Source organism: Mycobacterium sp. ITM-2016-00317 (genome assembly GCF_002968295.1).
GTDB lineage: Bacteria > Actinomycetota > Actinomycetes > Mycobacteriales > Mycobacteriaceae > Mycobacterium.
The window spans coordinates 1,497,242-1,520,496 of the sequence record NZ_CP134399.1 but is presented as its reverse complement, the minus strand read 5'-3'; the positions used below and the strand labels follow the sequence as shown (position 1 = coordinate 1,520,496).

22 protein-coding genes and 2 pseudogenes are annotated in these 23,255 nt (G+C 68.3%); 11 read left to right on the top strand and 13 right to left on the bottom strand.

All coding sequences use genetic code 11. From position 1 onward, the window contains the following. Positions 1–15 precede the first annotated feature (15 nt). From C6A87_RS07270 to rfbD, 3 genes are read right to left on the bottom strand one after another with little or no spacing between them, the layout of a single operon-like run. Positions 16–1,095 carry an NDP-sugar synthase gene (locus tag C6A87_RS07270; protein WP_311116629.1) on the bottom strand — a complete coding sequence of 360 codons (1,080 nt, stop codon included), beginning with the start codon at positions 1,093–1,095 and terminating at the stop codon, positions 16–18. Positions 1,096–1,134: 39 nt separating this feature from the next. After that, the gene (locus tag C6A87_RS07265; RefSeq protein ID WP_311116628.1) at positions 1,135–2,010 is read right to left on the bottom strand and encodes a glycosyltransferase family 2 protein; all 876 of its coding nucleotides are present in this window, start codon (positions 2,008–2,010) and stop codon (positions 1,135–1,137) included. A gap of 34 nt (positions 2,011–2,044) precedes the next feature. Then, the gene (gene rfbD, locus C6A87_RS07260; protein WP_311116627.1) at positions 2,045–2,911 is read right to left on the bottom strand and encodes a dTDP-4-dehydrorhamnose reductase; all 867 of its coding nucleotides are present in this window, start codon (positions 2,909–2,911) and stop codon (positions 2,045–2,047) included. Positions 2,912–2,977: 66 nt separating this feature from the next. On the opposite strand from rfbD, the gene C6A87_RS07255 reads away from it, so the two are divergent. The 6 genes and pseudogenes from C6A87_RS07255 (at position 2,978) to C6A87_RS07230 (ending at position 9,126) form a co-directional block, all read left to right on the top strand. After that, positions 2,978–4,456, top strand: coding sequence for an LCP family protein (locus C6A87_RS07255; protein ID WP_311116626.1), 1,479 nt, complete (start codon positions 2,978–2,980; stop codon positions 4,454–4,456). Between the two features lies 1 nt (position 4,457). Continuing rightward, on the top strand, positions 4,458–5,180 hold the full coding sequence (locus tag C6A87_RS07250; RefSeq protein ID WP_311116625.1) for a TIGR03089 family protein: 723 nt from the start codon (positions 4,458–4,460) through the stop codon (positions 5,178–5,180). 130 nt (positions 5,181–5,310) lie between these two features. Next, positions 5,311–5,640 (top strand): hypothetical protein, encoded by a 330-nt coding sequence (locus C6A87_RS07245; RefSeq protein WP_311116624.1) that lies wholly within the window; start codon positions 5,311–5,313, stop codon positions 5,638–5,640. A gap of 270 nt (positions 5,641–5,910) precedes the next feature. After that, positions 5,911–6,243: a hypothetical protein gene (locus tag C6A87_RS07240; RefSeq protein ID WP_311116623.1), complete on the top strand. Its 333-nt coding sequence runs from the start codon at positions 5,911–5,913 to the stop codon at positions 6,241–6,243. Between the two features lie 273 nt (positions 6,244–6,516). Beyond that, the gene (locus tag C6A87_RS07235) at positions 6,517–8,292 is read left to right on the top strand and encodes a PecA family PE domain-processing aspartic protease (protein ID WP_311116622.1); all 1,776 of its coding nucleotides are present in this window, start codon (positions 6,517–6,519) and stop codon (positions 8,290–8,292) included. 34 nt (positions 8,293–8,326) lie between these two features. Continuing rightward, positions 8,327–9,126, top strand: a pseudogene (locus C6A87_RS07230) (biotin--[acetyl-CoA-carboxylase] ligase). A 58-nt stretch (positions 9,127–9,184) separates the two neighbouring features. Here the strand turns inward: C6A87_RS07230 and C6A87_RS07225 are convergent. Then, positions 9,185–10,354 carry an acyl-CoA dehydrogenase gene (locus C6A87_RS07225; protein ID WP_311116621.1) on the bottom strand — a complete coding sequence of 390 codons (1,170 nt, stop codon included), beginning with the start codon at positions 10,352–10,354 and terminating at the stop codon, positions 9,185–9,187. Positions 10,355–10,991: 637 nt separating this feature from the next. Here C6A87_RS07225 and C6A87_RS07220 point away from each other — a divergent pair. Beyond that, positions 10,992–12,089 (top strand): 3-oxoacyl-[acyl-carrier-protein] synthase III C-terminal domain-containing protein, encoded by a 1,098-nt coding sequence (locus C6A87_RS07220; RefSeq protein ID WP_311116620.1) that lies wholly within the window; start codon positions 10,992–10,994, stop codon positions 12,087–12,089. A gap of 8 nt (positions 12,090–12,097) precedes the next feature. Then, a complete protein-coding gene (locus C6A87_RS07215; RefSeq protein WP_311116619.1) occupies positions 12,098–12,601 on the top strand; it encodes an isoprenylcysteine carboxyl methyltransferase family protein in 504 nt (167 codons plus the stop codon). Between the two features lie 5 nt (positions 12,602–12,606). Here C6A87_RS07215 and C6A87_RS07210 read toward each other — a convergent pair. The 3 genes and pseudogenes from C6A87_RS07210 to C6A87_RS07200 all read right to left on the bottom strand — a co-directional run bounded on the left by C6A87_RS07210 (position 12,607) and on the right by C6A87_RS07200 (position 15,624). Continuing rightward, positions 12,607–13,828, bottom strand: a pseudogene (locus C6A87_RS07210) (hypothetical protein). A gap of 132 nt (positions 13,829–13,960) precedes the next feature. Beyond that, a complete protein-coding gene (gene purE, locus C6A87_RS07205) occupies positions 13,961–14,467 on the bottom strand; it encodes a 5-(carboxyamino)imidazole ribonucleotide mutase (RefSeq protein WP_311116618.1) in 507 nt (168 codons plus the stop codon). Then, positions 14,464–15,624 carry a 5-(carboxyamino)imidazole ribonucleotide synthase gene (locus tag C6A87_RS07200; protein WP_396837016.1) on the bottom strand — a complete coding sequence of 387 codons (1,161 nt, stop codon included), beginning with the start codon at positions 15,622–15,624 and terminating at the stop codon, positions 14,464–14,466. Before C6A87_RS07200 ends, purE begins: the two co-directional genes overlap by 4 nt. A 130-nt stretch (positions 15,625–15,754) precedes the next feature. Here C6A87_RS07200 and C6A87_RS07195 point away from each other — a divergent pair, with 130 nt between their 5' ends. The 3 genes from C6A87_RS07195 to C6A87_RS07185 are packed head-to-tail and all read left to right on the top strand — an operon-like array spanning position 15,755 to position 17,200. Then, positions 15,755–16,441 carry a GtrA family protein gene (locus C6A87_RS07195; protein ID WP_311116616.1) on the top strand — a complete coding sequence of 229 codons (687 nt, stop codon included), beginning with the start codon at positions 15,755–15,757 and terminating at the stop codon, positions 16,439–16,441. A gap of 37 nt (positions 16,442–16,478) precedes the next feature. After that, positions 16,479–16,847 (top strand): chromosome condensation protein CrcB, encoded by a 369-nt coding sequence (locus tag C6A87_RS07190; RefSeq protein ID WP_311116615.1) that lies wholly within the window; start codon positions 16,479–16,481, stop codon positions 16,845–16,847. Next, the gene (locus tag C6A87_RS07185; RefSeq protein ID WP_311116614.1) at positions 16,844–17,200 is read left to right on the top strand and encodes a hypothetical protein; all 357 of its coding nucleotides are present in this window, start codon (positions 16,844–16,846) and stop codon (positions 17,198–17,200) included. Before C6A87_RS07190 ends, C6A87_RS07185 begins: the two co-directional genes overlap by 4 nt. Here C6A87_RS07185 and C6A87_RS07180 read toward each other — a convergent pair. From C6A87_RS07180 to C6A87_RS07155, 6 genes are all read right to left on the bottom strand, one after another. Next, positions 17,197–17,760 carry a YdcF family protein gene (locus tag C6A87_RS07180; RefSeq protein WP_311116613.1) on the bottom strand — a complete coding sequence of 188 codons (564 nt, stop codon included), beginning with the start codon at positions 17,758–17,760 and terminating at the stop codon, positions 17,197–17,199. The genes C6A87_RS07185 and C6A87_RS07180 overlap by 4 nt on opposite strands. A 61-nt stretch (positions 17,761–17,821) precedes the next feature. After that, on the bottom strand, positions 17,822–18,340 hold the full coding sequence (locus C6A87_RS07175; protein ID WP_311116612.1) for a PH domain-containing protein: 519 nt from the start codon (positions 18,338–18,340) through the stop codon (positions 17,822–17,824). Positions 18,341–18,564: 224 nt separating this feature from the next. After that, a complete protein-coding gene (locus C6A87_RS07170) occupies positions 18,565–19,962 on the bottom strand; it encodes an NAD(P)/FAD-dependent oxidoreductase (RefSeq protein WP_311116611.1) in 1,398 nt (465 codons plus the stop codon). A 6-nt stretch (positions 19,963–19,968) separates the two neighbouring features. After that, the gene (locus C6A87_RS07165) at positions 19,969–20,616 is read right to left on the bottom strand and encodes an undecaprenyl diphosphate synthase family protein (protein ID WP_311116610.1); all 648 of its coding nucleotides are present in this window, start codon (positions 20,614–20,616) and stop codon (positions 19,969–19,971) included. 171 nt (positions 20,617–20,787) lie between these two features. Beyond that, entirely contained in the window at positions 20,788–22,275 is a 1,488-nt protein-coding gene (locus C6A87_RS07160) for a sugar transferase (protein ID WP_396837075.1), read from the bottom strand. Positions 22,276–22,460: 185 nt separating this feature from the next. Next, entirely contained in the window at positions 22,461–23,159 is a 699-nt protein-coding gene (locus tag C6A87_RS07155; protein ID WP_311116608.1) for a GAF domain-containing protein, read from the bottom strand. Positions 23,160–23,255: the final 96 nt, after the last annotated feature.

Here is a 23,255-nt window from a genome sequence, read left to right as displayed (position 1 = left end):
ATTCCGCGGGCACGCCTAGATGTCGGTCGAGAAGCGGATGCCGCCGTCGGGAATCGAGATGCCCGGCCACACGCGTGCGCCACGCAACAGCTCGCAGCGGGCACCGATGTCGGCGCCGTCGCCGATCACGCCGTCACGGATCAGCGCCCTGGGCCCGACGTGCGCGCCGAACCCGATGATCGAGCGCTCGATCACCGCTCCGGCACCGACTTTCACCCCGTCGAAGATCACCGCACCGTCGAGCCGGGCTCCGCCTGCGACCTCGGCGCCCCGCCCGACGACCGTGCCGCCGATCAGCAGTGCGCCCGGCGCGACCGAAGCCCCGTCGTGCACAAGGCTTTCCCCGCGATGGCCCTTCAGCGCGGGCGACGGCGCGATGCCGCGCACCAGGTCCGCCGAGCCGCGCACGAAATCCTCCGGCGTGCCCATGTCACGCCAGTAGGTGGCGTCGACGTAGCCGCACACCCGCAGTCCGTCGGCCAGCAGTCCCGGGAAGACCTCCCGTTCCACCGACAGCGGACGGCCTTTCGGGATCGCGTCGATCACCGAACGCTTGAACACATAGCAGCCGGCGTTGATCTGATCGGTCGGCGGATCCTGGGTCTTCTCCAGGAACGCGGTCACCACACCGTCGGGATCGGTTGGCACACAACCGAATGCGCGGGGGTCGCCGACACGCACCAGATGCAGCGTGACATCGGCGTCGCGGGCGGCGTGCGAATCCAGCAGCGCGCCGAGGTCACAGCCCGACAGCACATCGCCGTTGAACACCACGGCGGTGTCGTGGCGCAGCTTGGAGGCGACGTTGGCGATGCCGCCGCCGGTGCCCAGTGGTTCGTCCTCGACGACGTAGTCGATCTGCAGCCCGAACTTGGAGCCGTCACCGAACTCGGACTCGAACACCCCCGCCTTGTACGAGGTGCCCATCACGACGTGTTCGATGCCGGCGTCGGCGATCCGCGACAGGAGATGAGTCAGGAACGGCAGGCCCGCTGTCGGCAGCATCGGCTTGGGCGCCGACAGGGTCAGCGGACGCAGGCGGGTGCCCATCCCGCCGACCAACACAACCGCATCGACCTCAGCTGGATTGACCATCAGCGCCGCCCTTTCGCGTGTTCCCCACCGTGTGTCCCACTACGTGCCACGAGTCTTCCGACGAGAATTGCGCACGACCAGACGTGCCCGCGCCCCAAGAGCCCCCCGAAAGGCCCAGCGTAGCGGCGCCTGCCACCACTTCGGATACCTATCTGCGAGAAAAGTGTAGGTGCTGACGTGGTGGGCGGCGAGATTTCGCGCCGGGTCCCGGCCGGTGGCGTGACCCTTGGCGTGCAGCACCTCCGCCGAGGGCACGTACACGTTCTGCCAGCCGGCCCGGCCGAGCCGGTCACCGAGGTCGACGTCTTCCATATACATGAAGTAGCGCTCGTCGAATCCGGCGATCTCGGCGTAGGCCGCGCTGCGCATCAGCAGGCACGAGCCCGACAGCCAGCCCACCGGGCGTTCACTGGGTTCGGCGCGGTCCTGACGGTAGGCCGCGGTCCACGGGTTCGACTTCCACACCGGTCCGACGACGGCGTGCATGCCGCCCCGGATCACCGACGGCAGGTGCCGCGCCGACGGGTACACCGTGCCGTCGGGGTCGCGGATCAGCGGGCCCAGCGACCCGGCCTGCGGCCAGCGCGTCGCCGCCTCGAGCATCAGGTCGATGCTGTTCGGGCCCCACTGGACGTCGGGGTTGGCGACGATGAAGAAATCCGAGCCGGAGGTCAGTCCGTACTCGGCGACGGCGCGGTTGACCGCGGTGCCGTAGCCGACGTTGGCGCCGGTCCGGTACAGCTTGACGTTCGGGTAGCGCTCGACGGCGTCCTCAGGCGCGCCGTCGGTGGACCCGTTGTCCGAGATGATCACGGTCACCGGACGCTCGGTCGCGTGCGTCAGGGTGGCCAGGAACCGGTCCAGGTGCGGACCGGGCGAGTACGTCACCGTCACGACAAACAGTTCGTCGCTCACGCATGCACCACCGGTTCCACGGCGTAGAGAGTAACTACCGGGCCAGCGCCTCGGCCAACGCGTCACGCCACGGGCGCAGTGGCGTCAGCCCTGCAGCGGTCGACTTCGCCGAGGCCAGCGCCGAATATGCCGGTCGCGGAGCCGGGCGGGGATGTTGGTCACTGCCGACCGGCCGCACCCGGGCCGGGTCCTGGCCGAGCAGGGCGAAGACGGCCTGGGCCTGGTCGAAGCGGCTGGCCGCGCCGGCGTTGGCGGCGTGCAGCACCGGTGCGTGGATCCCGCCGGCGGCGAGCTGCAGCAGCGCCTGGCACAGGTCACCGACGTAGGTGGGTGACCCGATCTGGTCGGCGACCACATCGACGGTTCCGTCACCGAGGGCGGCCCGGCGCATCACCGCGGCGAAGTCGGAGCCGTCGCGGCCTTCGTAGATCCACGCGGTGCGCACGACGTGGGCGTCGGGCAGCGCGGCGAGAACCGCCTGCTCACCGGCGAGTTTGGTGCGCCCGTAGACCGACAGCGGGCCGGTCGGGTCGTCGACGTCGTAGGGGCGCGGATCGCCGTCGAAGGTGCCGCTGAACACGTAGTCGGTGGACAGGTGGATCAGCGACGCGCAGGCCCGCGCGCAGGCCCGGGCGACGTTCCCGGCGCCGGTGGCGTTGACCGCGTGCGCCCGCTCGGGTTCGGCTTCGGCGGCGTCGACCTGGGTGAATGCGGCGCAGTTGACGACGACGTCACCGGCGCGCAGGACGGTCTCGGCGATCTGGCCGGTGCGTTCGGGGTCGGTGATGTCCCACTGCGCGGATGTGAGGGTCACCACGTCGCGGCCGGACTCACGCGCTTGACCTGCCAACACGCGCCCCACCAGGCCACCTGCTCCGGAAATGACGATTCGGCCGCTCACGTCACGAGTTTGGCACGCCGGTTCCGGCTGCAAGGAATGCGGCCTGCTCGCCAGTAGCCTGGACAAATGCCTGCTGCTCACCTGGTCCGTGCCATTTCCGTGGCCGTGGCAGTCATTGTCGTCCTCGGCACCGGTGTCGCGTGGGGCAAGATCCGCTCGTTCGAGGCCGGCATCAACCACATCAATCCGATCGCGCTCGGTGAGGGCGGCGACGACGGCGCGATCGACATCCTGCTGGTCGGCTCCGACAGCCGCACCGACGCGCACGGCAACCCGCTGAGCGACGAGGAGCGCGCGATGCTGCGCGCCGGCAACGAGGTGTCGACCAACACCGACACGATCATCCTGATCCGCATCCCGAACAACGGGGAGTCCGCGACGGCGATCTCGATCCCCCGCGACTCCTACGTCGAGGCGCCGGGCATCGGGAAGATGAAGATCAACGGTGTCTACGGCTCGGTGCATCTGGAGAAGATGAAGCAGCTCGTCGAGCAGCAGGGCGAGGACCCGGCCGTGGCCGAGCCCGAGGCCACCGCGGCCGGCCGCGAGGAGCTGATCAAGACGGTGGCGAATCTGACCGGCGTCACCGTCGACCACTACGCCGAGATCGGCCTGCTCGGCTTCGCGCTGATCACCGATGCGCTGGGCGGCGTCAATGTCTGCCTGAACAACCCTGTCTACGAACCGCTTTCGGGTGCAGACTTCCCGGCTGGCTGGCAGAAGCTGAACGGGACGCAGGCGCTGAGCTTCGTGCGTCAGCGCCACGACCTGCCGCGCGGCGACCTGGACCGGGTGGCGCGTCAGCAGGCGGTGATGGCGTCGATGGCGCACGAGGTGATCTCCAGCAAGACGCTGTCGAGCCCGACCACGCTGAACGATCTGCAGAGCGCGGTGCAGCGCTCGGTGGTGCTGTCCGACGGTTGGGACATCATGGATTTCGTCGAGCAGCTGCAGAAGCTGGCCGCCGGCAACGTCGCGTTCGCCACCATCCCGATCATCGAAGAGGCGGGCTGGAGCGACGACGGCATGCAGAGCGTGGTGCGCGTCGATCCGTCGGCGGTCAAGGATTTCGTGACGAGCCTGCTGCACGAGCAGGAGCAGGGCAAGACCGAGGAGCTGAGCTACAGCAACGACAAGACCACGGTCGAGGTGTTCAACGACTCCGACATCAACGGTCTGGCCGCTGCGGTCGCACATGTGTTGTCCGGCAAGGGGTTCCAGGAGGGACGCGTCGGCAACAACGACGGCGCCAAGGTCACCGACAGTCAGGTGCAGGTCGCCCAGACCGACGATCTGGGCGCGCAGACGGTGGCCAAGGAGCTGGGCGGGTTGCGGGTGGTCGAGACCCCGGACGTGCCGCAGGGCACGGTGCGGGTGGTGCTGTCGGCCGATTACACCGGTCCCGGGGCGGGTCTGGACGGCAGCGACGTGACGCTGCTGAGCGGCGACCCGAGCACGGGATTGCTGACCGGCGCGGGCGAGGCGGTGCCGGCCCCGCCACCGATCCTGACCGCGGGTTCAAGCGACCCGGCGTGCGTCAACTGATATGCCGAATCTGAGTTCGGCGATCCTGGACCCGTTGATGGCTGCGAACCCGGCCGGTCCGCGCATCACGTACTACGACGACGCCACCGGCGAGCGCATCGAGCTGTCGACGGCGACGCTGGCCAACTGGGCGGCCAAGACCGGCAATTTGCTGCGTGACGAGCTCGGGGCGACGCCGGGCACCCGGGTGGCGGTGCTGCTGCCGGCGCACTGGCAGACCGTGGCGGTGTTGTTCGGGATCTGGTGGATCGGCGCCGAGGCGGTGTTCGGCGGGGCGCCCGACGAGCCGGCGGACATCGCGTTGTGCACGGCGGACCGGATCGACGACGCGGACGCGGCGGTCGGCACCGGTGAGATCGCGGTGTTGTCGCTGGACCCGTTCGGCAAGCCGGTGCCCGATCTGCCGGTCGGGCTGACCGACTACGCGACCGCGGTGCGCGTGCACGGAGATCAGATCGTGCCGGAACGGCAGCCCGGTGCGGCGCTGAACGGCCGGTCGGCGGACGACGTGTTGGCCGCCGCGCGGGCGTCGGCTACCGCTGCGGGCGTGACCGGATCCGACCGGGTGTTGTCGGCGGCCCGGTGGGAAACGGCCGACGACGTGATCGAACAACTGCTCGCGTTGTATGCGGTGGGCGCGTCACTGGTGTTAGTAGCAAACCCGGATGCCACGCAGGTCGAGCGTCGGCGCCAAAGCGAGAAGCTGACGCGCAGCAGTCTGTGACCATTTTGTTTCCGTAGCCTCACCCCGTTCACAGATTCCGCACGGATAATTTCACTTACCGGACCGGACGGTTTTGGCGAATTCGGGCCCTTTCAGCCAGCAGAGGAGCCTCGCGCTAGGAGGGCTGCCGATGTTGTCGATCATCGCCGCTGTCGCGGTCGTCGTGGTGTTGAGCGTCTGGCATCTGTACAACCGGCGCCACGCCGGCTGGCAGGCCAGTGCGGACGGCCGGTTCTTCATCTGCTGTGGATATCCGCTTGTCGCCGTGGCCACATACTGGCTGACCACCGCGCCGGCGGCCACCACCTGGGAGTGGGTCGTGGGTAATGCGTGGGCCCTGGCCGCCGTGATGTCGTTTGTCGTCGGCTTCAACGCGCTGAACGCGGTCACTGCCGAGCACGCTCGGGCCGCGGCGCGGATCGAGACCATCGACCCGGCCACCAACCGCATTCGCCACTGACCCCGATAGTCCCTTAAGGCAACATCTGCCTCAGTAGCCTAATAACGACCCAGAGTTGACGATCCAGCGAAGCACTCGAGCGACCCGTATCAAGGTCGCAATTATTACGCCTTCTTGACGAGCAGGAAACGCTGACCATAGGGTTTGTGGTCACCAGGCTGTTCTCGACTTTCGCACGCCCCCTCGCTATGCGTCGGCCGCCCCAGATCTGGCAAATTTGTATCGCTGCTCGTGTAGAACCACGCGGGCACCGTCGGCAAGGAGCAGCCCGTGGGGTCGACCATCACTGCACTGGCTATCGTCGTCGTGCTGTCGGTGTGGCACGTGCGCAATCGTCGGCACCCCGGGTGGCTGGCCAGCGCTGCGGGCAGGTGCGCGATTGTCAGCGGCTATCTGTTGGTCACCATCGCCGCATACTGGCTGGTTACGGCGCCGGCAGCGACAACGTGGGAATGGGCGGTCGGCAACCTGTGGGCGCTGGCCGCGATGGTCGCGTTCGTGAGGGGCTTCGATGCGCTCAACGCGGCGACGGTCGGCCACGCCGCGCGGTCGCAAGCGCTGGAGACCGTCGATCCGACGACGGCGACGCTTCCGCGGCCGTAGCGGCCCAAACCGCACGGCGCGGCGCCTGGTGGCAAACCGAGAAGCCAACCGCGACACCGCCGGTCCCGATTTGCCGGTTTACGCCCTGCCGCACGTCGACCGCGGTTGAGTTGGTTTGCCGATAGGACAAATGTCGGTACATATGCAGATATTTTCCTACTATGGCTCTGACAGGCAGGACGATCTCTCCCACTAGCGCGATTTGTCGGTTGATATCGCCGAAAATTGCGCGGACGTCAACACTGGGAAAACCGCGCATGTTCTACTTCCCCAGTGAATTTCAGTAGCTGGGCCGCTACCGTCGTCGCCTCCCCCGCAATCGCTGCCGGAATCCTGCTCGTCGCACCGGCCGTCGCGCAAGCGGCACCCGACGACGCCGGATCGAGCAGCACCGAGAGCTCCACCGCCGACACGTCGACCGACGTTGCGTCATCACGTTCTGAGCCGCAGGCCGACGACGACGGCGCCGAGCGCGACGACGACGGTCCCAACGACAGCGACAGCGACAGCGACGACAGTGCCGACGACGGGGATACCGAAGAAGCCGTCGACGAGCCGGAGGACGACGACACGGACGTCGACGACACGTCGGTGTCCGGCCCGCACCACGTGCCGTCCAGCGTCCGGGAGTTCGACGCCGGGGCGTTGGTTTCGGTCGCCGTCGACGAGGACGACGAGGACGACACCGTCGACGAAAGCGACGAGGACTCCGACGAAGACGAGGACGCCAACGAGGACGAGGACTCCGACGAAGACGGGGACGACAACGAGGACGACACCGTCGACGAGGACGACGAGGACGCCAACGAGGACGAGGACTCCGACGAAGACGGGGACGACACCAATACCGACACCGTCCAGTTGGCGCTCGACCAGCTGGCCGAAGCCCGCCGGGACCTCTACAACGCCACGTGGGGTGACGGCAACATCCTGGCCGGTCTGGCAGCAATTGTCCCGCAGATGATGCTTGGCGGAGCCCAGACCAACCTCGAGCGCTGGATGGCCAACCACGCCCGCCTGCAGGACGAGTTCGCAGCGACCGTCGATCGGCCGTTCGCCCATGCCATTGCCCGGATTCGGCTGGAGAACAGCATTCGCCTGCCCATCCGGGCAGGCGACGCAATGGATTCCGCGGAGAAATTGATCGCTGTCGTCGGGTGGTTCGGTCCGCGGACGGCGACCCGCGATATCGCCGCCCTCGTGAAATCGGCCGGTGACAACGGCGCGGTATACAGCATCCTTCCGCTCCAGATGTGGTACCACGGCAACAGTGTCAAGACAGAACCCGTCATCTATCTGTCTGTCAACGGCGGGCCTCGGGTTCCGATCCTTCTCGACACGGGATCTGTCGGTCTGGTCATCGATCCCCGGTACATCGGGCTGGAGGACCTCGGCACGCCCGGGGAAACTCACGAGGGCGGCTACGGCGAGTCGTTCAAGTACGACTTCAACGTGTACCGCACATCCATCGACTTCGGTGACGGGCTTGTCATCGACGAGACCGACGTCAAGGTCGTGGCGTTGTACTCCGCGGCCGCCTTCGCCGAGTACAACAAGGCCGGCGGCTACGTCGGCGTCCTCGGCGTCGGCGCGAATACCTCCACCGACTGGTGGGACACCAACCCGCTGCTCGATCTCCCGGGCCGGCTCAACGAGGGCATCATGATCGACGAGCGCCGCCGCCGGGTCATCCTGGGGCCGAACCCGTATCCCGCGCGACTGACGCTCGATGCCTCACCTGATATGCCGTTGGTGGTGAAGATCGGCGGCCGGGCGGCGCAACGCGTGGACGGATCCTTCGACTCAGGCGGCATTCGCGGCGAAGTGCCCGACTTCCTGTGGCCGGATGAGACGATTCCACCGGGCACGCTCATCGAGGTCTACACCGTCGACGGCGAAACCTTGATCTACTCCTACCGGACAACGAGGGCCAATCGGCCTGACATCAGCGAGGATTCGCTGTTCAATACGGGCTTCGTTCCGTTCTCGCAGGACGCCATCTACGTCACGTTCCTCGGAAACGGCACAACGAGCTTCAACTACCGGTGACCACGCGGTGCGGGCACGGCGATAACCTGACGCCGTGTCCGCACCTCACCGTTCAGCAGTAGTCGTCGACGACCTCCGCGCCGCCCTGTCGGGCACCGAGTGGCAGCGGGTGGACGTGGTCGAGGAGACCGGGTCGACGAACGCCGATCTGATCGCGCGCGCGGCGGCCGGCGAGGACATCGCGGGCGCGGTGCTGCTGGCCGACTACCAGGCCGCGGGACGGGGCCGGCACGGCCGCACCTGGTCGGCGCCGCCACGCTCGCAGATCTCCATGTCGGTCGGGGTGGACGCCACCGGCGTCGCGCCGGACCGGTGGGGCTGGCTGCCACTGCTGACGGGGTTGGCGGTCGCGCGCGTGCTGCGGGAGGCCTACGGCGTGAACGCAGGTGTGAAGTGGCCCAACGACATTCTGGTCGACACCGGGAAGTTGGCCGGGATCCTCGCGGAGGTGTCCGCGCCGGTGATCGTCGTCGGGCTGGGGCTGAACGTCAGCCTGGCCCCCGACGAGTTGCCCGACACGAATGCGGTGTCGCTGTCGATGCTCGGCCACACCGTCGACCGCACCGCGCTGGCGGCCGCCGTGCTGCGCGAGATGAGCACGCAGCTACGCCGGTGGCGTGCAGGCGACGAGGCGCTGGCCGCGGACTACCGCGGCGTCAGCACCACGATCGGCTCCCGGGTACGGGCGATCCTGCCCGGCGACTCCGAAATCATCGGGGTGGCAACGGGAATCGACGACGCCGGCCGCTGCTGATCGACGCCGACGGCACGACGGTGACGGTGTCGGCAGGCGACATCACCCACCTGCGCCTCGCGGAGGGGCCTGCGGGATAGCATTCCCGGCTGTGGATCGGCCCGCGATCACAGCCAGGAACGCTATTCCGCGGTCAGGTCACTTCAGCAGGGCGCGGCTCATCACCACGCGCTGAATCTGGTTGGTGCCTTCGTAGATCTGGGTGATCTTGGCGTCGCGCATCATCCGCTCGACCGGGAAGTCGACGGTGTAGCCGGCGCCGCCGAACAGCTGCACGGCATCGGTGGTCACCTCCATGGCCACATCGGAGGCGAGGCACTTCGACGCCGCCGAGATGAACCCGAGATTTCCCTCACCGCGCTCGGCGCGGGCCGCCGCGGAGTACACCATGAGGCGGGCCGCTTCGACCTTCATCGCCATGTCGGCGAGCATGAACTGCACCGACTGGAAATCGCTGATCGACTTGCCGAACTGCTTGCGGTCCTTGGTGTATTCGAGTGCGGCGTCCAACGCGCCCTGCGCGATGCCGACGGCCTGCGCGCCGATGGTCGGCCGGGTGTGATCCAGCGTGGCCAACGCGGTCTTGAACCCGGTGCCCGGCTCGCCGATGATCCGGTCGCCGGGGATGCGGCAGTTCTCGAAGTACAGCTCGGTGGTCGGCGAACCCTTGATGCCGAGCTTGCGCTCCTTGGGCCCGATCGTGAAGCCCTCGTCGTCGATGTGGACCATGAATGCCGAGATGCCGTTGGCGCCCTTGTCCGGGTCGGTCACCGCCATCACGGTGTACCAGGACGACTTGCCCCCGTTGGTGATCCAGCACTTGGTGCCGTTGAGCACCCAGCCGTCGCCGTCGGCCTTGGCGCGGGTACGCATGGCGGCCGCATCGGAGCCGGCTTCGCGCTCGGACAGCGCGTACGACGCCATCGCCTCACCCGAGGCGATCGAGGGCAGCACCTGTTTCTTGAGTTCGTCCGAACCGCGCAGGATCAGCCCCATGGTGCCGAGCTTGTTCACCGCCGGGATCAGCGACGCCGACGCGTCCACCCGCGCCACTTCCTCGATCACAATGCACGCCGCCACCGAGTCGGCGCCCTGCCCGCCGAACTCCTCGGGTACGTGCACCGCGTTGAAGCCCGACGCGACCAGCGCATCGAGGGCCTCTTGCGGGAAGCGGGAGTTCTCGTCCACGTCAGCGGCGTGCGGAGCGATCTCCTTCTCCGCCAACGCCCGGATCGCCGACCGCAGCTCCTGGTGTTCCTCGGGCAACTGGAACAGATCGAACGACGGATTTCCGGCCCAACTAGCCATCATCATCTCCTTGCTACTCGCCAGTAACTTTACCGCGCTCACGCCGGATGGCGAACCCACCTCTCAGGCAAAGCTCAGCCCGCGGGTTGGTTCTCTCTCAGTGTCGGTGGGTACTTTCCAAGACATGCAGGTGTACATCGAGGGCCCCGCCTTCCGCCGTACCGCGCATTGTGAGTGTGGGTGGCACGCTACTCCGCACTGGCTGCGCGCCTCCGCGGTCGTCGACGCGGGAATGCACGCGGCACAGACGGGCCATGTCCAAGCCGGCTCCGCGGTTCAGGCCGTCGAGCCCGTCGTGGTGCTGCGGGCGTCGTAAACCGACCCCGCGACATCGCAATGTGAGCGATGTCACTGGACCGTGTTCGCTCAACCCATCGGTACACCGCGTCAATATTCGCTGAGCTAACGAAACCCGCCGAGATTGCCTCTCGGCGGGTTTTTTCGCGTGAAATCCCGCGTGGAATGCAATTTCGGCGTTTCTGGGAAATGGCCGGCAAATTGCTGCATGGGCTCCCAGGAAAGTGGCTCTGATCTGCGTTTATACCACCAGGAAAGTCGGATTACGACCTTCTGTCTACAAATTCACGACGGCGCATTTCGTGAACTAGTACGGGGATTCCGCGCCGTTGAGGCCCGCATGACTGATACCTCATATCTCGCCCCCACCCAACCGATCCCGTCCCGCTTCCGCGGCGCCCCGCACATCGCGGGTACCGCGCTGGCCTTCACCGAGCATCGATACGACCAGGACGAGGTGGCCCGCGAGCTCACTGAGTTCACCGACCCCGCATTCACCCGGTTCGCCCGCACCAGCGGTGTCGAGTACCGCAACCTGGCGCTGCCGCTGACCCGCTACCCGCTGCACGGATTCACCGAGGCCAACACCGCCTACCTGGAGGTGGCGACCGAACTGGGCGAACGGGCCGTGCGAGCGGCCCTCGTCGAGGCTCACCTCGACCCCGCCGAGGTCGACGTGATCGTCACCGTGTCGAGCACCGGGGTCGCCGTGCCCACCCTCGACGCGCGCATGGCCTCCCGGCTGGGCCTGCGGCCCGACGTCAAGCGGATCCCGATCTTCGGTCTGGGCTGCGTCGCCGGTGCGGCCGGCCTGGCCCGGGTGCACGACTACCTTCGCGGCTTCCCCGACCATGTCGCGGTGCTGCTGTCGGTCGAGCTGTGTTCGCTCACACTGCAGCCCGACGACACCTCGATCCCCGCACTGATCGGACTGTGTCTGTTCGGCGACGGCGCCGCCGCGGTCGTTTCGGTCGGTGCGCAACGCAGTCCGGCGACTCCGCAACCGGGACCGCGGATCGTCGCCACCCGCAGCCGGCTGTTCCCCGACACCGTCGAGGTGATGGGCTGGAACGTCGGCTCGAGTGGCTTCCAGCTGGTGCTGGGCCGCGAGGTTCCGGAAATCGCAAGGGACTATCTCGGCGACGAGGTGCACCGGTTCCTCGACGATCACGGCCTGACCACCGACGACATCGCGACGTGGGTGTGCCATCCCGGTGGTCCGAAGGTACTCGACGCGGTCCAGTCCGTCGTCGACCTGCCGCCAGGTGCGCTGCGCCACAGCTGGGAGTCGATGCGCGAGCACGGAAACATCTCGTCGGCGTCGGTGCTCGACGTGCTCGACCGGACCACGCAGGCACCGCCGCCGCCCGGCTCGTTCGGCGTGATGGTGGCCATGGGCCCGGGTTTCAGCTTCGAACTGCTGCTGCTGAGCTGGTAGGACCGACGATGGCCTACAACTTGTTCATCCTGCTGATCGCCGTCGAACGGCTCGTCGAGCTCGTGGTGTCCCGGCGCAACGCCCGGTGGTCGTTTGCCCACGGCGGCAAGGAATTCGGTCGCAGTCACTATCCGGCGATGGTGAGTATGCATGCGCTGCTTCTGGTTTCGTGCGTCGTCGAGGTAGCCACCCAGCATCGTCCGCTCCTGCCCTGGCTGGGCTGGCCGATGGTGGCGCTGGTCGCGGCGAGCACGGCCATGCGCTGGTGGTGTGTCGCGACCCTGGGCAAGCACTGGAATCCGCGGCTCATCGTGATCCCGAACGCCGAGCTGGTGCAGAAAGGCCCGTACCGGCTTCTGCACCATCCGAACTACACGGCGGTCGCCGTGGAGGTGGCGGCGTTACCGCTGGTGCATTCGGCATGGTGGACGGCCGTGGTGTTCAGCCTCGCCAACGCCGCGATCCTGCGTATCAGGATCACCTCGGAGAACCGCGCGCTCGGCTACGCGTGACGGTGTCACCCGTCGGCGCCGGGCGAACCGTCCTGGCCGGATTCGCCGTCATTGCCGGGGTCGCCGCTCTGACCGCTGCCGCCACCGAGAAGGCCGCCACTGCCGCCGGTTCCACCGGCGCCGCCGAGTCCACCGTCTCCGCCCGCACCACCGGCGCCGCCGCTGCCGCCGGCGCCGTATTCGCCGCTGGATCCGCTTCCCTCGGACCCCGGGATTCCGTCACCCGGGGTGCCGCCGGCGCCACCGTTGCCGCCGCCGGCGCCGGGTCCACCGACACCGCCGTCACCTCCACGGCCGCCGGATCCGCCAGTGCCGTACAGGAGTCCACCGCGACCGCCGTCGCCGCCGGCTCCACCGTTCGTGCCGTCGCCGCCGCCTTCCCCGGCTCCGCCATCTCCTCCGTTACCGCCATTGCCGCCGTACGCGTCGCCGTCGGTGGACGTCGCGTTGCCTCCCGCTCCGCCCTGCCCTCCTGAGGCGCCGGTGCCACCGGTTCCGCCGCTGCCGCCCGATCCGGCCGTGACGGTTCCGTCGCCGGCCGCGTCACCACCGCGACCGCCGGTGCCGCCGCTGTGACCGGGCCCGCCGTTACCTCCGGTGCCGCCGTTACCGCCGTCGACTCCCGCAGCGCCGCCGGCGCGCAGGGCCCGTCGGGGCGGGATTCAGGCCGGGGTTGCCCTCGATTCCGGTTCCGCCGTTGCCGCCTCGCCCGCCGTTGCCCGTCAGCAGGCCGCCGTCGCCGCCCTTTCCGCCGGCGCCGCCGTAGATCCCGTTGCCTCCGGCGCCACCGTTGCCGAACAGCCCGGCGTTGCCGCCGGCACCGGCGGCCTGGCCGGGCAGACCCTCGCCGGCATTGCCGCCGTTTCCGCTGATCCAGCCGCCGTTGCCGCCGGATCCGCCGAAATAGCCGTTGCCGCCGTTGCCGAACAGCAGGCCGCCGTGTTGGCCGTCCGGGTTCTGCACGCTGCCGTCGACGCCGTTGCAGATCAGCCCGCAGTACGACGGCCGGGCCGCCGCCGCGACGACCTCACCGGCGCGTTGGTAAGCCGATTTACCTTGTGGGGCAATACCGTTGAGCCACCACCACACCTCACCGGCGGGTGCGTCGAACGACGACTCGGTGGAGACCAGGCGCACGTCCGGCGCCGGTGTCATCGACGGCAACAGAGCAGCTCCGCCGAGGACGGCCGCGCCGCCTGCCAGCAGTGCCAGATGATGCTTCAACATGGTGCCCCCACCCGTTGCGAGCTGAGCGCTCCAGCGCAACGTAACAGAGCAGGCACCCCGAGGGACCGGCATTCAACACCAGGCGCGAAAAGCCACGACCCTCAGCGCAATCTCGCCGCCAGCGCGTAAACGCTAGTCCGAACCCAGCAGCTTCTCCCGCAGCGCAGCATCCTTCTGCAACACCATCTCCTCCAACGAGGCCTGGAACGCCGACATCCGTTCCCGCAGAGCAACATCGGACGCCCCGAGGATCCGCACTGCCAGCAGCCCGGCATTGCGCGCACCGCCGATCGACACGGTCGCCACCGGCACCCCGGCCGGCATCTGCACGATCGACAGCAGCGAGTCCATCCCGTCCAGCCGCGCCAACGGCACCGGCACCCCGATCACCGGCAGCGGGGTCGCCGACGCGACCATCCCCGGCAGGTGTGCCGCGCCGCCGGCCCCGGCGATGATCACCTGGAGCCCCCGGCCCGCGGCGTCAGCGGCATACGACAGCATGCGGGCCGGCGTCCGGTGCGCCGAGATCACCCCGACCTCGAACGGGACCTCGAACTCGGCCAGCGCGGTGGCGGCCTCCGACATCACCGGCCAGTCGCTGTCGCTACCCATGATCAGGCCCACCCGTGGAGAACTCATGCGTGCGGATCCCATCCGTCGGTCCAGACTGCGTGCGACAACCAGTGTGCCGCCCGCTCGGCGCGCTCCCGCAGGGACTCCACCGGCTCGGTCCCGCCGACGATGTTGACGTGCCCGATCTTGCGGCCGGGCCGCTCCTCCTTGCCGTACAGGTGCACTTTGGCGTCGGGCATCCGGGCAAACAGGTGATGCACCCGCTCGTCCATCGACATCGCCGGCGTCTCGGGCGCTCCGAGCACGTTGCCCATCACGGTCGGGGCCAGCGCGGCGGTGTCGCCGAGCGGATAGTCGAGCACCGCACGCAGATGCTGTTCGAACTGCGAGGTGCGCGCGCCGTCCATGGTCCAGTGCCCGGAGTTGTGCGGGCGCATCGCGAGTTCGTTGACCATCAGGCCGCCGTCGGCGGTCTCGAACAGTTCGACGGCCAGCACCCCGACCACGCCCAGCGACGAGGCGATCGACAGCGCCATTTCCGAAGCGGCGGTGCCCAGCTCCTCGGACAGGCCGGGCGCCGGGGCCAGCACGGTGACGCAGATGCCGTCGCGCTGCACGGTCTCGACCACCGGCCAGGCCGCGCCCTGCCCGAACGGTGAGCGGGCGACCAGCGCGGCGAGCTCGCGGCGCATGTTCACCCGTTCCTCGATCATCACCGGCACCCCGTCGTCCAGATACCGCGAGACGACCGCGCGGACCTCGTCCACCGAGGAGGCCATCACCACGCCGCGGCCGTCGTAGCCGCCGCGCACGGTCTTGATGACGACGGGCCCGCCGATCTCGGCGCAGAACGCCACGGCGTCATCAACGGTGGACACCGCGGAGAAGCGGGGCACCGGGGCCCCGAGCTCCGACAGCCGATGCCGCATCAGCAGCTTGTCCTGTGCGTGCACCAGTGCCGACGGCGGCGGCAGGACGTTGACGCCTTCGGCCACCAGCTGATCCAGCAACTCGGTCGGCACGTGCTCATGATCGAAGGTGAACGCCGTCGCGCCGGCGGCCACGCGCTGCAGCGCAGCCAGGTCGGTGTGGGACCCGAGAACGACGTCGGGGGTGACCTGGGCTGCGGATTCGTCGCTGCGAACGGCCAGCACGCGCAGAGTCTGACCGAGGGCGATTGCGGCCTGAGCGGTCATCCGGGCGAGCTGACCGCCTCCGATCATTGCTACGACGGGCGGTGAAGCATGAGTTCGTGACACGGCCTATATGTTGTCATGGCCGACGCCACAGGATTGACCTGCGGTTACGTGGCGATGCGGCATCTCGGCAGCGGCTTACGTAAACTGACTCTTTGTGTCCTTTGCCGATGCGACAATCCGCCGCCTGCCGCGGCCGATCCGTCCTTACGCCGAACGGCACCACGAGCTGATCAAATTTGCCATCGTCGGTGCGACCACCTTCGTGATCGACTCCGCGATTTTCTTCACGCTCAAGCTGACGATTCTGGAGCCGAAGCCGGTCACGGCGAAGATCATCGCCGGCATCGTCGCGGTGATCGCGTCCTACATCCTCAACCGCGAATGGAGCTTCCGCGACCGGGGCGGACGTGAGCGCCATCACGAGGCGCTGTTGTTCTTCGGGGTCAGCGGGGTGGGCGTGCTGTTGAGCATGGCGCCGCTGTGGGTGTCCAGTTACGTGTTCATGCTGCGTGCGCCGATGGTGTCGCTGATGACCGAGAACATCGCCGACTTCGTCTCGGCCTACATCATCGGCAACCTGTTGCAGATGGCGTTCCGGTTCTGGGCGTTCCGCCGCTTCGTGTTTCCCGACGAGTTCGCGCGCAACCCGGAGAAGGCGCTGGAATCCACGCTCACCGGCGGCGGTATCGCCGAGGCGCTGGAGGACGAGTACGAGCTGCGCCATCCCGACGGCACCGACTCCGACAGCTCGGGCAATGTCACGCCGATGCGGCCCAGCCGCCGGCGCTGGATGCAGCGTGAGGACGATTCCGACGACTCGAAGGTGTCGCGGACCTCGTAGCCGAGCTGTGGCGACGGTCCAGACATAGCGTTGACGCGTGCCGGGTCGACACCGTAGCTCGCAACCGCACCTGTGGGCCGTTGTCGCCGGCGGTGCGGTGGGCGCGCTGATCAGGTACGCCGCTGCCCAGGCGTGGCCCGAGCCTCCGCAGATGCTGATCTCGACGACGGTGACGGTCGCGCTGGCGTTCGCCATCGCCGGCTTTCTGATGACCAGGGCCGCGACGTCGGCGCTTCCGGGTTTCGTGCTGGGGGTGTGCGCCGGCGCGGCCAGTCTGAGCGCCTGGGCGGTGCTGACGGTCAGTCAGCCGCCGGTGTTGTCGATCGCGTTCCTGACGCTGACGCCGGCCGCGGCGATCGGCGGCCTCGCGCTGGGTCTGCTGACCGCCCGGGCGGTGACGCGGTGACGTGGGTTCTGGTGACGCTGGGCGGCGCCGCGGGTACCGCGCTGGGTCTGCTGTTCGCGCGTAAGCCGCTGGCCGGGACCGCGGTGGTGTGTGCGTTGCTGGGGGCGTTCGGCGCACAGCCGCGCCCCGAGACGCTGACCGCGCTGGTCGGGTTCGGGGTGCTCGGCACGGCGGCGAGCATGATCGCGGTGAGCATGGCCCGGCCGATGTGGCTGGGCGGGGATGCGGTGCTGCCCTCGGTGTGGCGGGTCACCCGCCGGTTGGCGGTGCACTGCGCGGTCGGGGCGACGTTCGCGCTGGCCGGCTATCTGGCGCTGCGGGCGGGCACCACGCTGTACCTGAAACTGCGCTAGCAGCTGATCAGCTCGGCTTTCACCCATCCCCCGTACTGGTAGAGGTAGGTGTACTGCCACTGCGCCACCGAGAACGGGTAGTCGCGCGGCACGTCGCGCATGATCACCTCGCGCGGCGACGCCGCGAGACACTGGTCGAAGATGCGGCGGGCGCGCGGCAGGTGGTAGCGCCAGCTGATCACGATGATCTTCTGCCAGCCGTGCAGCTCGGCCAGTTCGCGGGTCATCATCGCCTCCCCGCGGGTGGTCGACGGCAGCGGCGCCCGGCACATCACCTCGATGTCGGTGCGTGGCCGGCAGGCCTTCTTCATCACCTTGTCGGTGGAGCGGTACGGGTTGGACAGCAGCACCGTCGGGGCGTAGCCCTGCTCGGCGAGTTCCAGGCCGTAGTTCTCCCGGCCGTCGTGCTCGCCGCCGAGCACGACGATCGCGTCGGCGCGGTCCAGCGGGTCGACCTTGGAGTGGGCGAACAGGAACGTGCCGCTGGCGCCGTTGAAGGCCAGCACCCCCACCAGCGCTGCCACCCACACCGGAATCAGGAGGTGGCGGCGCCGGATCATCCACTCCCCCGACCCGAGAACACCTCGTCCAGGCTAGGTGAGCCCGCGGACGGGCGCAGATTCAGCTGGGCGCCTCTTCGGTGCCGAGGGTGTCGAACACCTCGTGGTAGAGCAGCGAGTGGACGCGCTCGACGCGCGGGATGTCCTGGAATTCCAGCGGGTCCTGCGCGGCGGATTCGATGATCAGCGTGCCGGTGCGCAGGATGCGGTCGACGAGTCCGTGCCGGAACTCGACGCTGTTGATCCGCGCCAGCGGGATGTCGATGCCCGAGCGGGTGATCAGGCCGTGGCGGTACATCACGCGGCGGTCGGTGATGACGAAGTGGGTGGTCCACCAGTTCAGGAACGGCCAGATGGTCAGCCAGCCGACCAGGATCAGCCAGATCGCGGCGATGACGCCGAACACGATGTTCTTGGCGGTCTGTTCCCAGTTCAGTGTGTTGACGTAGCCGGCCAGGAACGCCGCGGCGGCCGACGCGAGGATCAGGACCAGGGCCGGGAGGATCAGCCGCCCCCAGTGCGGGTGGCGGTGCAGCACGACGTGTTCGTCTCTGGCCAGCACGTTCTCGGGGTAACCCACGGCAGCACTGTACTGGGGTTCGGCAAAGTCGGCTGCACGTTCGCGAGGCGTCGCCACGTTCGGCCGACCGCAGCGTAAATTCTTCTTCGTGGATTGCAGGTGCGGTCATGAGCGTGCCGCTCACGAGCACTTCCGGGCCGGATCGGACTGCGGAATGTGTGACTGCCCGCGTTTCCGGCCTGCGATCGGCCGCTGGCTGGCGGCACTGTTCCGGCGCTGAGGCGCTACTTCTGCAGCAACCCTCGCTCGTGGTAGCCGAGGTCGGTGTTGACCAGCCAGGGGTCGACGTTCTCCCCGAAGTACCTGCCGACGCTGCGCAGCGCGCTGAGCATGGCGTGGTCCTGGTTGTCGTAGTGGTGCATCCCGTTGCGGCCCATGGGATACAGCGACGGGTGCTGCTGCCGTAGGTAGTCCCGGATCCGGATGACGCTGCGGTCCCGGGCCGGGTCGTAGATCGGGTAGGCGTACTGGGAGCGCACAATCATCACCCGCTCGATCGCGGTGTCGCCGAGTCCGAGCGCGCGCAGATCCTGGGTGACCAGGTCGGTGAGGTGTTCGTCGGTGGCGTGCCACAGTTCGCCGTCGGGCGCGATGAAGTACTCGAAGCCCAGGAAGGTGCCGTCGAAGTCGGCCGGGGCGAGGTCCTCTGACCATCGGCGGTAGTTCTGGATGCGGCCGGCGTGAAAGTGCTTGCCCGGCGTGTAAACCCAGTTGAACGGGATGTCATGGGGCCGGCCCAGCGCGACGGCGACGGTGATCAGCGAGCGGTGCCGCAGCGCATCGGCGAAAGCGCGGATGTGCTTGGGCGGTGCGGGTTCCAGCGCGTCGACCAGCTGACGCAGCGGCATGCTGGAGAACACGGCGTCGCCGGTGACGGTGCCGCCGCCGGCCAACTCGACGGCCCAGGTGTCGCCGATGCGGCGCAGCGCGGTCACCGGGGTGTTCAGCGCGGCGACGACGCCGTGGTCGGTCAGCGCGGTCGCGGCGGCTTCCCAGAGCTGGCCGGGACCGCGGCGCGGGTAGCGAAACACGTCCTGCGCGGCCGTATCCGAGTCGTGCTGGCGGCGCCAGCCGATCGGCTTGATGCGCTGGTTGGCCCAGTCGCTGGTCAGCTCTTCGGGTTCGGTCAGCCAGGTCTTGCGGACGTAGCCGTCGAAGAACGTCTCGTACCAGTGCCGCCCGAACTCCCCCACGCCCCACTGCCGGAAGTTCTCCGACACCGGCTCGACGAGCCGCACGCCGCGGCGGGCGCGCGCCCACATCAGGCTGCCCAGACCGCGCATCCCGCGCCGAACCCCCATCTGGCTCAACAGGTCTCTGCCCAGTAGCGGGTATCGCACGTAGTGTCCGCCGACCAGCATCGCCGAGCGGCGGCTGACCGCGTGCCACTCGTCGTGGGCCAGCAGCGATTTCCAGATGTCGAGAACTTCTTCGCTTCTGGTGAAGAACCGGTGCCCGCCGGGGTCGATGCGCCAGTCGCCGTCGGTGGGAGTGCGGGCCAGACCGCCGACGTGGGCCGATGCTTCGTAGAGTCGGGGGGTCACTCCCCTGCTCACGAGTTCCAGCGCGGCGGTGAGTCCGGCGGGGCCGGCGCCGATGATCAATGGTTTGCGTGTCGTCACAGCGGGCTACTTGCCCCGCCGCTGCGGGAAAGCCCGGTACTGCTCGACGAGGTCGTCGATGTGCGCGGCGGTGAGCTCGTTGAGCGGGGTGTCGAGGAACATCAGCTGGGCGTACTGGCTCTGCAGCGGCGGGAATCCGCTCAGCAGCGGTTCGGCGGTGGTGCGCAGGACCAGGTCGATGTCGCTGATCTCGAATGCCGCGGTGATGTCGCAGCCCTCGCGCAGGGCCCGTTGATGGGCCGCGCGCAGTTCGTCGGCGGCGTCGTAGGCCAGTAGGACGTTGATCCGGAAGCCGTCGCCCGCCATCGCGGTCTGGGCCGCGCGGGCGGTCGCGGCGATCTCGTCGGGCAGCAGGCTCAGGTCGCCGTGGATGCGCAGGCCGCAGTCGGCGGGGTCGAAGTGCTCGGGGATCAGCGTGGAGAGGAAGTGTGCGGACGCGGCGTAGACGGCGTCGAGTTCGTGGCCGGGTCGGGCCAGGTTGGCGCGACTGAGGTTGTACACCGTGACGGTCTGCACGTCGTTGCGTTGCAGCGCGAGCAGGATCTCGACGACCTTGTCCGCGCCGCGCCGGTAGGCGTCGGTCAGCGAGGTGCCGTTGGCGTGCGCCCAGCGGCGCAGGCCGTCGGGTATCAGGCCCACGTGAGCCGGCTTCATCGCGTCTGAACCCCCAACTGCCGACCATCCCCTCAGCAAAGGTAACCCAACTTAGGAATACGAGCGCGATAAACGCGGAAACCCGTGCTGCCGTTCAGTTCGACCGCCAGAAGGTCAGCCATATGCAGTCGTACGGCTACGCCGGATACCAATGCTGCCAGTGGCAGGGCTTCAGTCCTCGCTCGTGCGGAGCACGGCCAGCACGGTCAGGATCAGGATCTTGAAGTCGAGGATCAGCGACCAGTTCTCAATGTAGTAGTTGTCGAACTCGGCGCGGTCGGCGATGGAGGTTTGGCCGCGCAGGCCGTGCACCTGCGACCAGCCGGTCATGCCGGCCTTGACGCGGTGGCGTTGCCCGTAGCGCCGGATCTGCATCGCGAACAGGTCGACGAACTCGGGGCGCTCGGGTCGGGGCCCGACCAGGCTCATGTCGCCACGCAGCACGTTGATCAGCTGCGGCAGTTCGTCGAGAGAGGTCTTACGCATGAACTTTCCGATGCGGGTGCGCCGATCGTCGCCCTCGACACCGCCGGGCGCCGCACCGTGCTGGGGTGCGAAGCCGGTGTCGGTGGGGTCGGCGAGGCGCATGCTGCGGAACTTCAAGCAGCTGAATACATTGCCGTCGCGGCCGATGCGTTCTTGCCCGAAGAACACCGGTCCCGGTGAGCTCAGCCGCACGGCGAGGGTGAGCGCGAGGAACAGTGGCGAGATCAGCAGCAGTCCCAGCGCGGCGACGCTGCGGTCGAAGGCGTGCTTGACGGTGAACTGCCAGCCCTTGGGGTCCACCCGGTAGAGCACCATCAGCGGGACGCCGCCCAGGTGTTCGACGCGCGCGTTCACTCCGACCGCGTCCATCAGGCGGGGGACCACCCGCACCCGCATGCCGAGGTTCTGGGCGCGCTGGGCCAGCACGGCCAGTTGTTCGTCGGGCAGCGCCGACGGGGCGATGATCAGGTCTTCCGATTTGGTTGCGCGGACGGCGGTTTCCAGGTTGTCGGTGGTGCCCAGGTAGGGCACGTCGAGCAGGTCGGTGTCGGAAGGGCGAGTGTCGTCGATGACGCCGACGGGCCGCAGGCCGTAGTCGGGTGTTTCCCGCATGCGGGTGATCAGCTGCTGGGCGACGGGGCCGTTGCCGACGACGATGGCAGTGGAGCCGAACCTGAATTTGCGGCGCAGGTAGCGCTGCGCCAGTGAGCGCAGCAGCCGGACCCCGGGCACCAGCACCGCGGCGCAGATCCAGAGCTTCACGCCGACCTCGCTCGGCCGCACGTACTGACCGGGCGCGACATCCTCGGCGAGCTTGGGCACCACCGCGATCAGCACCGCCAAAGTGGCCAGTGCCGAGACCGCGACCGAGGTCTCGACGGGTTCGAAATCGTCGATGAAGCGGTGGCTGAGTTTACGTTTGTACATCGACCGGGTGGTCAGCACGATGATCAGGATCGGGACGAAAACCCAGGTCCAGAGCGCGACTCCGCGTTCGGCGACCGGGCCGTTGGTCCACCACAGCGCCAATGCGACGGCCCAGATCGCCGCCCAGATGTCCAGCACGACGGTGAGCGTGCGGTAGCCGGATTCGTTGCGCAGGCTGTCGAGGATCCGCGGCGCGGCCGGGACGTCGACGAAGGTCGGCACCGCCGCCGCGGTCATGCGCGGCATCGTCGGGCGGCGACTCGGTGCATGAGTCGTCGCGTGGAAGTTGGCCTGCATCCCTGAGCTCCCCCAACGGTCTCCACCCCACTGTAGGTGTGCTGGGGCGCTTACGCAGGGGAATCAGAACGTGGCGTCCAAGTTTGCTCTGCAATATCGGGCCACTGGACGGACGGGTGGCGGCGGGGTCTGGCTCAGTGGGTGTCAGCGGCGAAGATGAGTTCGATAGCCACCGAGGTGAGGTCGCCGAGGACCTGCCGGTGCCCGGCGCCCCAGCTACGGCGCTGGGTGTCGAAAACACACAGTGCGCCAACGGCAGTGCCGTCGGGATCGATGAGCGGGTAACCAAGGTAGGCGCCGACGGAACCGTCGCGGACGGCTGGGTGGCCGCGGAACACCGGATGGTTGTGCGCGTCTTCGACGGCCAGCGGTGCGCCGGTGGCCACTACGCACTTGGACAACGACCACTCCAGCGCCGTCTGCCTTCTCTCAGAGAGGTCACTGGGTGGGCCGGTGAAGCTCTTGAAGAACTGCCGGTCGGCGTCGATCACGGTGAGCGCGGCGAACGGTGCGCCGAGGGCGTGGGCGGCGGAGGAGGTGATCCGGTCGTAGGCAGGTTCGGGCCGCGAATCGAGCAGGCCGGTGGCGTGTACGGCGCGCAGCCGGCGCGGATCGGTGAGCACCGCGGCGGCCCTATCTACCGCGGTGACGGTGCCGGGTAGGTGGGCTGCGATCTCAGTGGCGACAGGGTTCTCCCGACGGGTGAGATCGCGGACCATCTGGGCGGCGACCGCACGGGCGACGTACGCGTCGACGTCCTGGCCCGCCTCGCGCGCGCATTCATCGAGCCGGCGGTTGAGCCAGTCGTCGAAGCGTGAGAGCGGAGCGGTCATTCTTTAGCGGTAACCGCATTTCGCTCGATCTACACGTGGCCTACGTAAATGCCAGGTAATCCGCACTGCGGGTGGGGTTTACGCATGTGCCGCCGG

Excerpts from the sequence above, each read along its gene's own strand:
- C6A87_RS07270 (WP_311116629.1), bottom strand. The coding sequence starts at position 1,095 with ATGGTCAATCCAGCTGAGGTCGATGCGGTTGTGTTGGTCGGCGGGATG.
- C6A87_RS07255 (WP_311116626.1), top strand. The coding sequence starts at position 2,978 with ATGCCTGCTGCTCACCTGGTCCGTGCCATTTCCGTGGCCGTGGCAGTC.
- C6A87_RS07250 (WP_311116625.1), top strand. The coding sequence starts at position 4,458 with ATGCCGAATCTGAGTTCGGCGATCCTGGACCCGTTGATGGCTGCGAAC.
- C6A87_RS07245 (WP_311116624.1), top strand. The coding sequence starts at position 5,311 with ATGTTGTCGATCATCGCCGCTGTCGCGGTCGTCGTGGTGTTGAGCGTC.
- C6A87_RS07225 (WP_311116621.1), bottom strand. The coding sequence starts at position 10,354 with ATGGCTAGTTGGGCCGGAAATCCGTCGTTCGATCTGTTCCAGTTGCCC.
- C6A87_RS07220 (WP_311116620.1), top strand. The coding sequence starts at position 10,992 with ATGACTGATACCTCATATCTCGCCCCCACCCAACCGATCCCGTCCCGC.
- C6A87_RS07215 (WP_311116619.1), top strand. The coding sequence starts at position 12,098 with ATGGCCTACAACTTGTTCATCCTGCTGATCGCCGTCGAACGGCTCGTC.
- purE (WP_311116618.1), bottom strand. The coding sequence starts at position 14,467 with ATGAGTTCTCCACGGGTGGGCCTGATCATGGGTAGCGACAGCGACTGG.
- C6A87_RS07200 (WP_396837016.1), bottom strand. The coding sequence starts at position 15,624 with ATGATCGGAGGCGGTCAGCTCGCCCGGATGACCGCTCAGGCCGCAATC.
- C6A87_RS07180 (WP_311116613.1), bottom strand. The coding sequence starts at position 17,760 with ATGATCCGGCGCCGCCACCTCCTGATTCCGGTGTGGGTGGCAGCGCTG.
- C6A87_RS07165 (WP_311116610.1), bottom strand. The coding sequence starts at position 20,616 with ATGAAGCCGGCTCACGTGGGCCTGATACCCGACGGCCTGCGCCGCTGG.
- C6A87_RS07160 (WP_396837075.1), bottom strand. The coding sequence starts at position 22,275 with ATGCCGCGCATGACCGCGGCGGCGGTGCCGACCTTCGTCGACGTCCCG.
- C6A87_RS07155 (WP_311116608.1), bottom strand. The coding sequence starts at position 23,159 with ATGACCGCTCCGCTCTCACGCTTCGACGACTGGCTCAACCGCCGGCTC.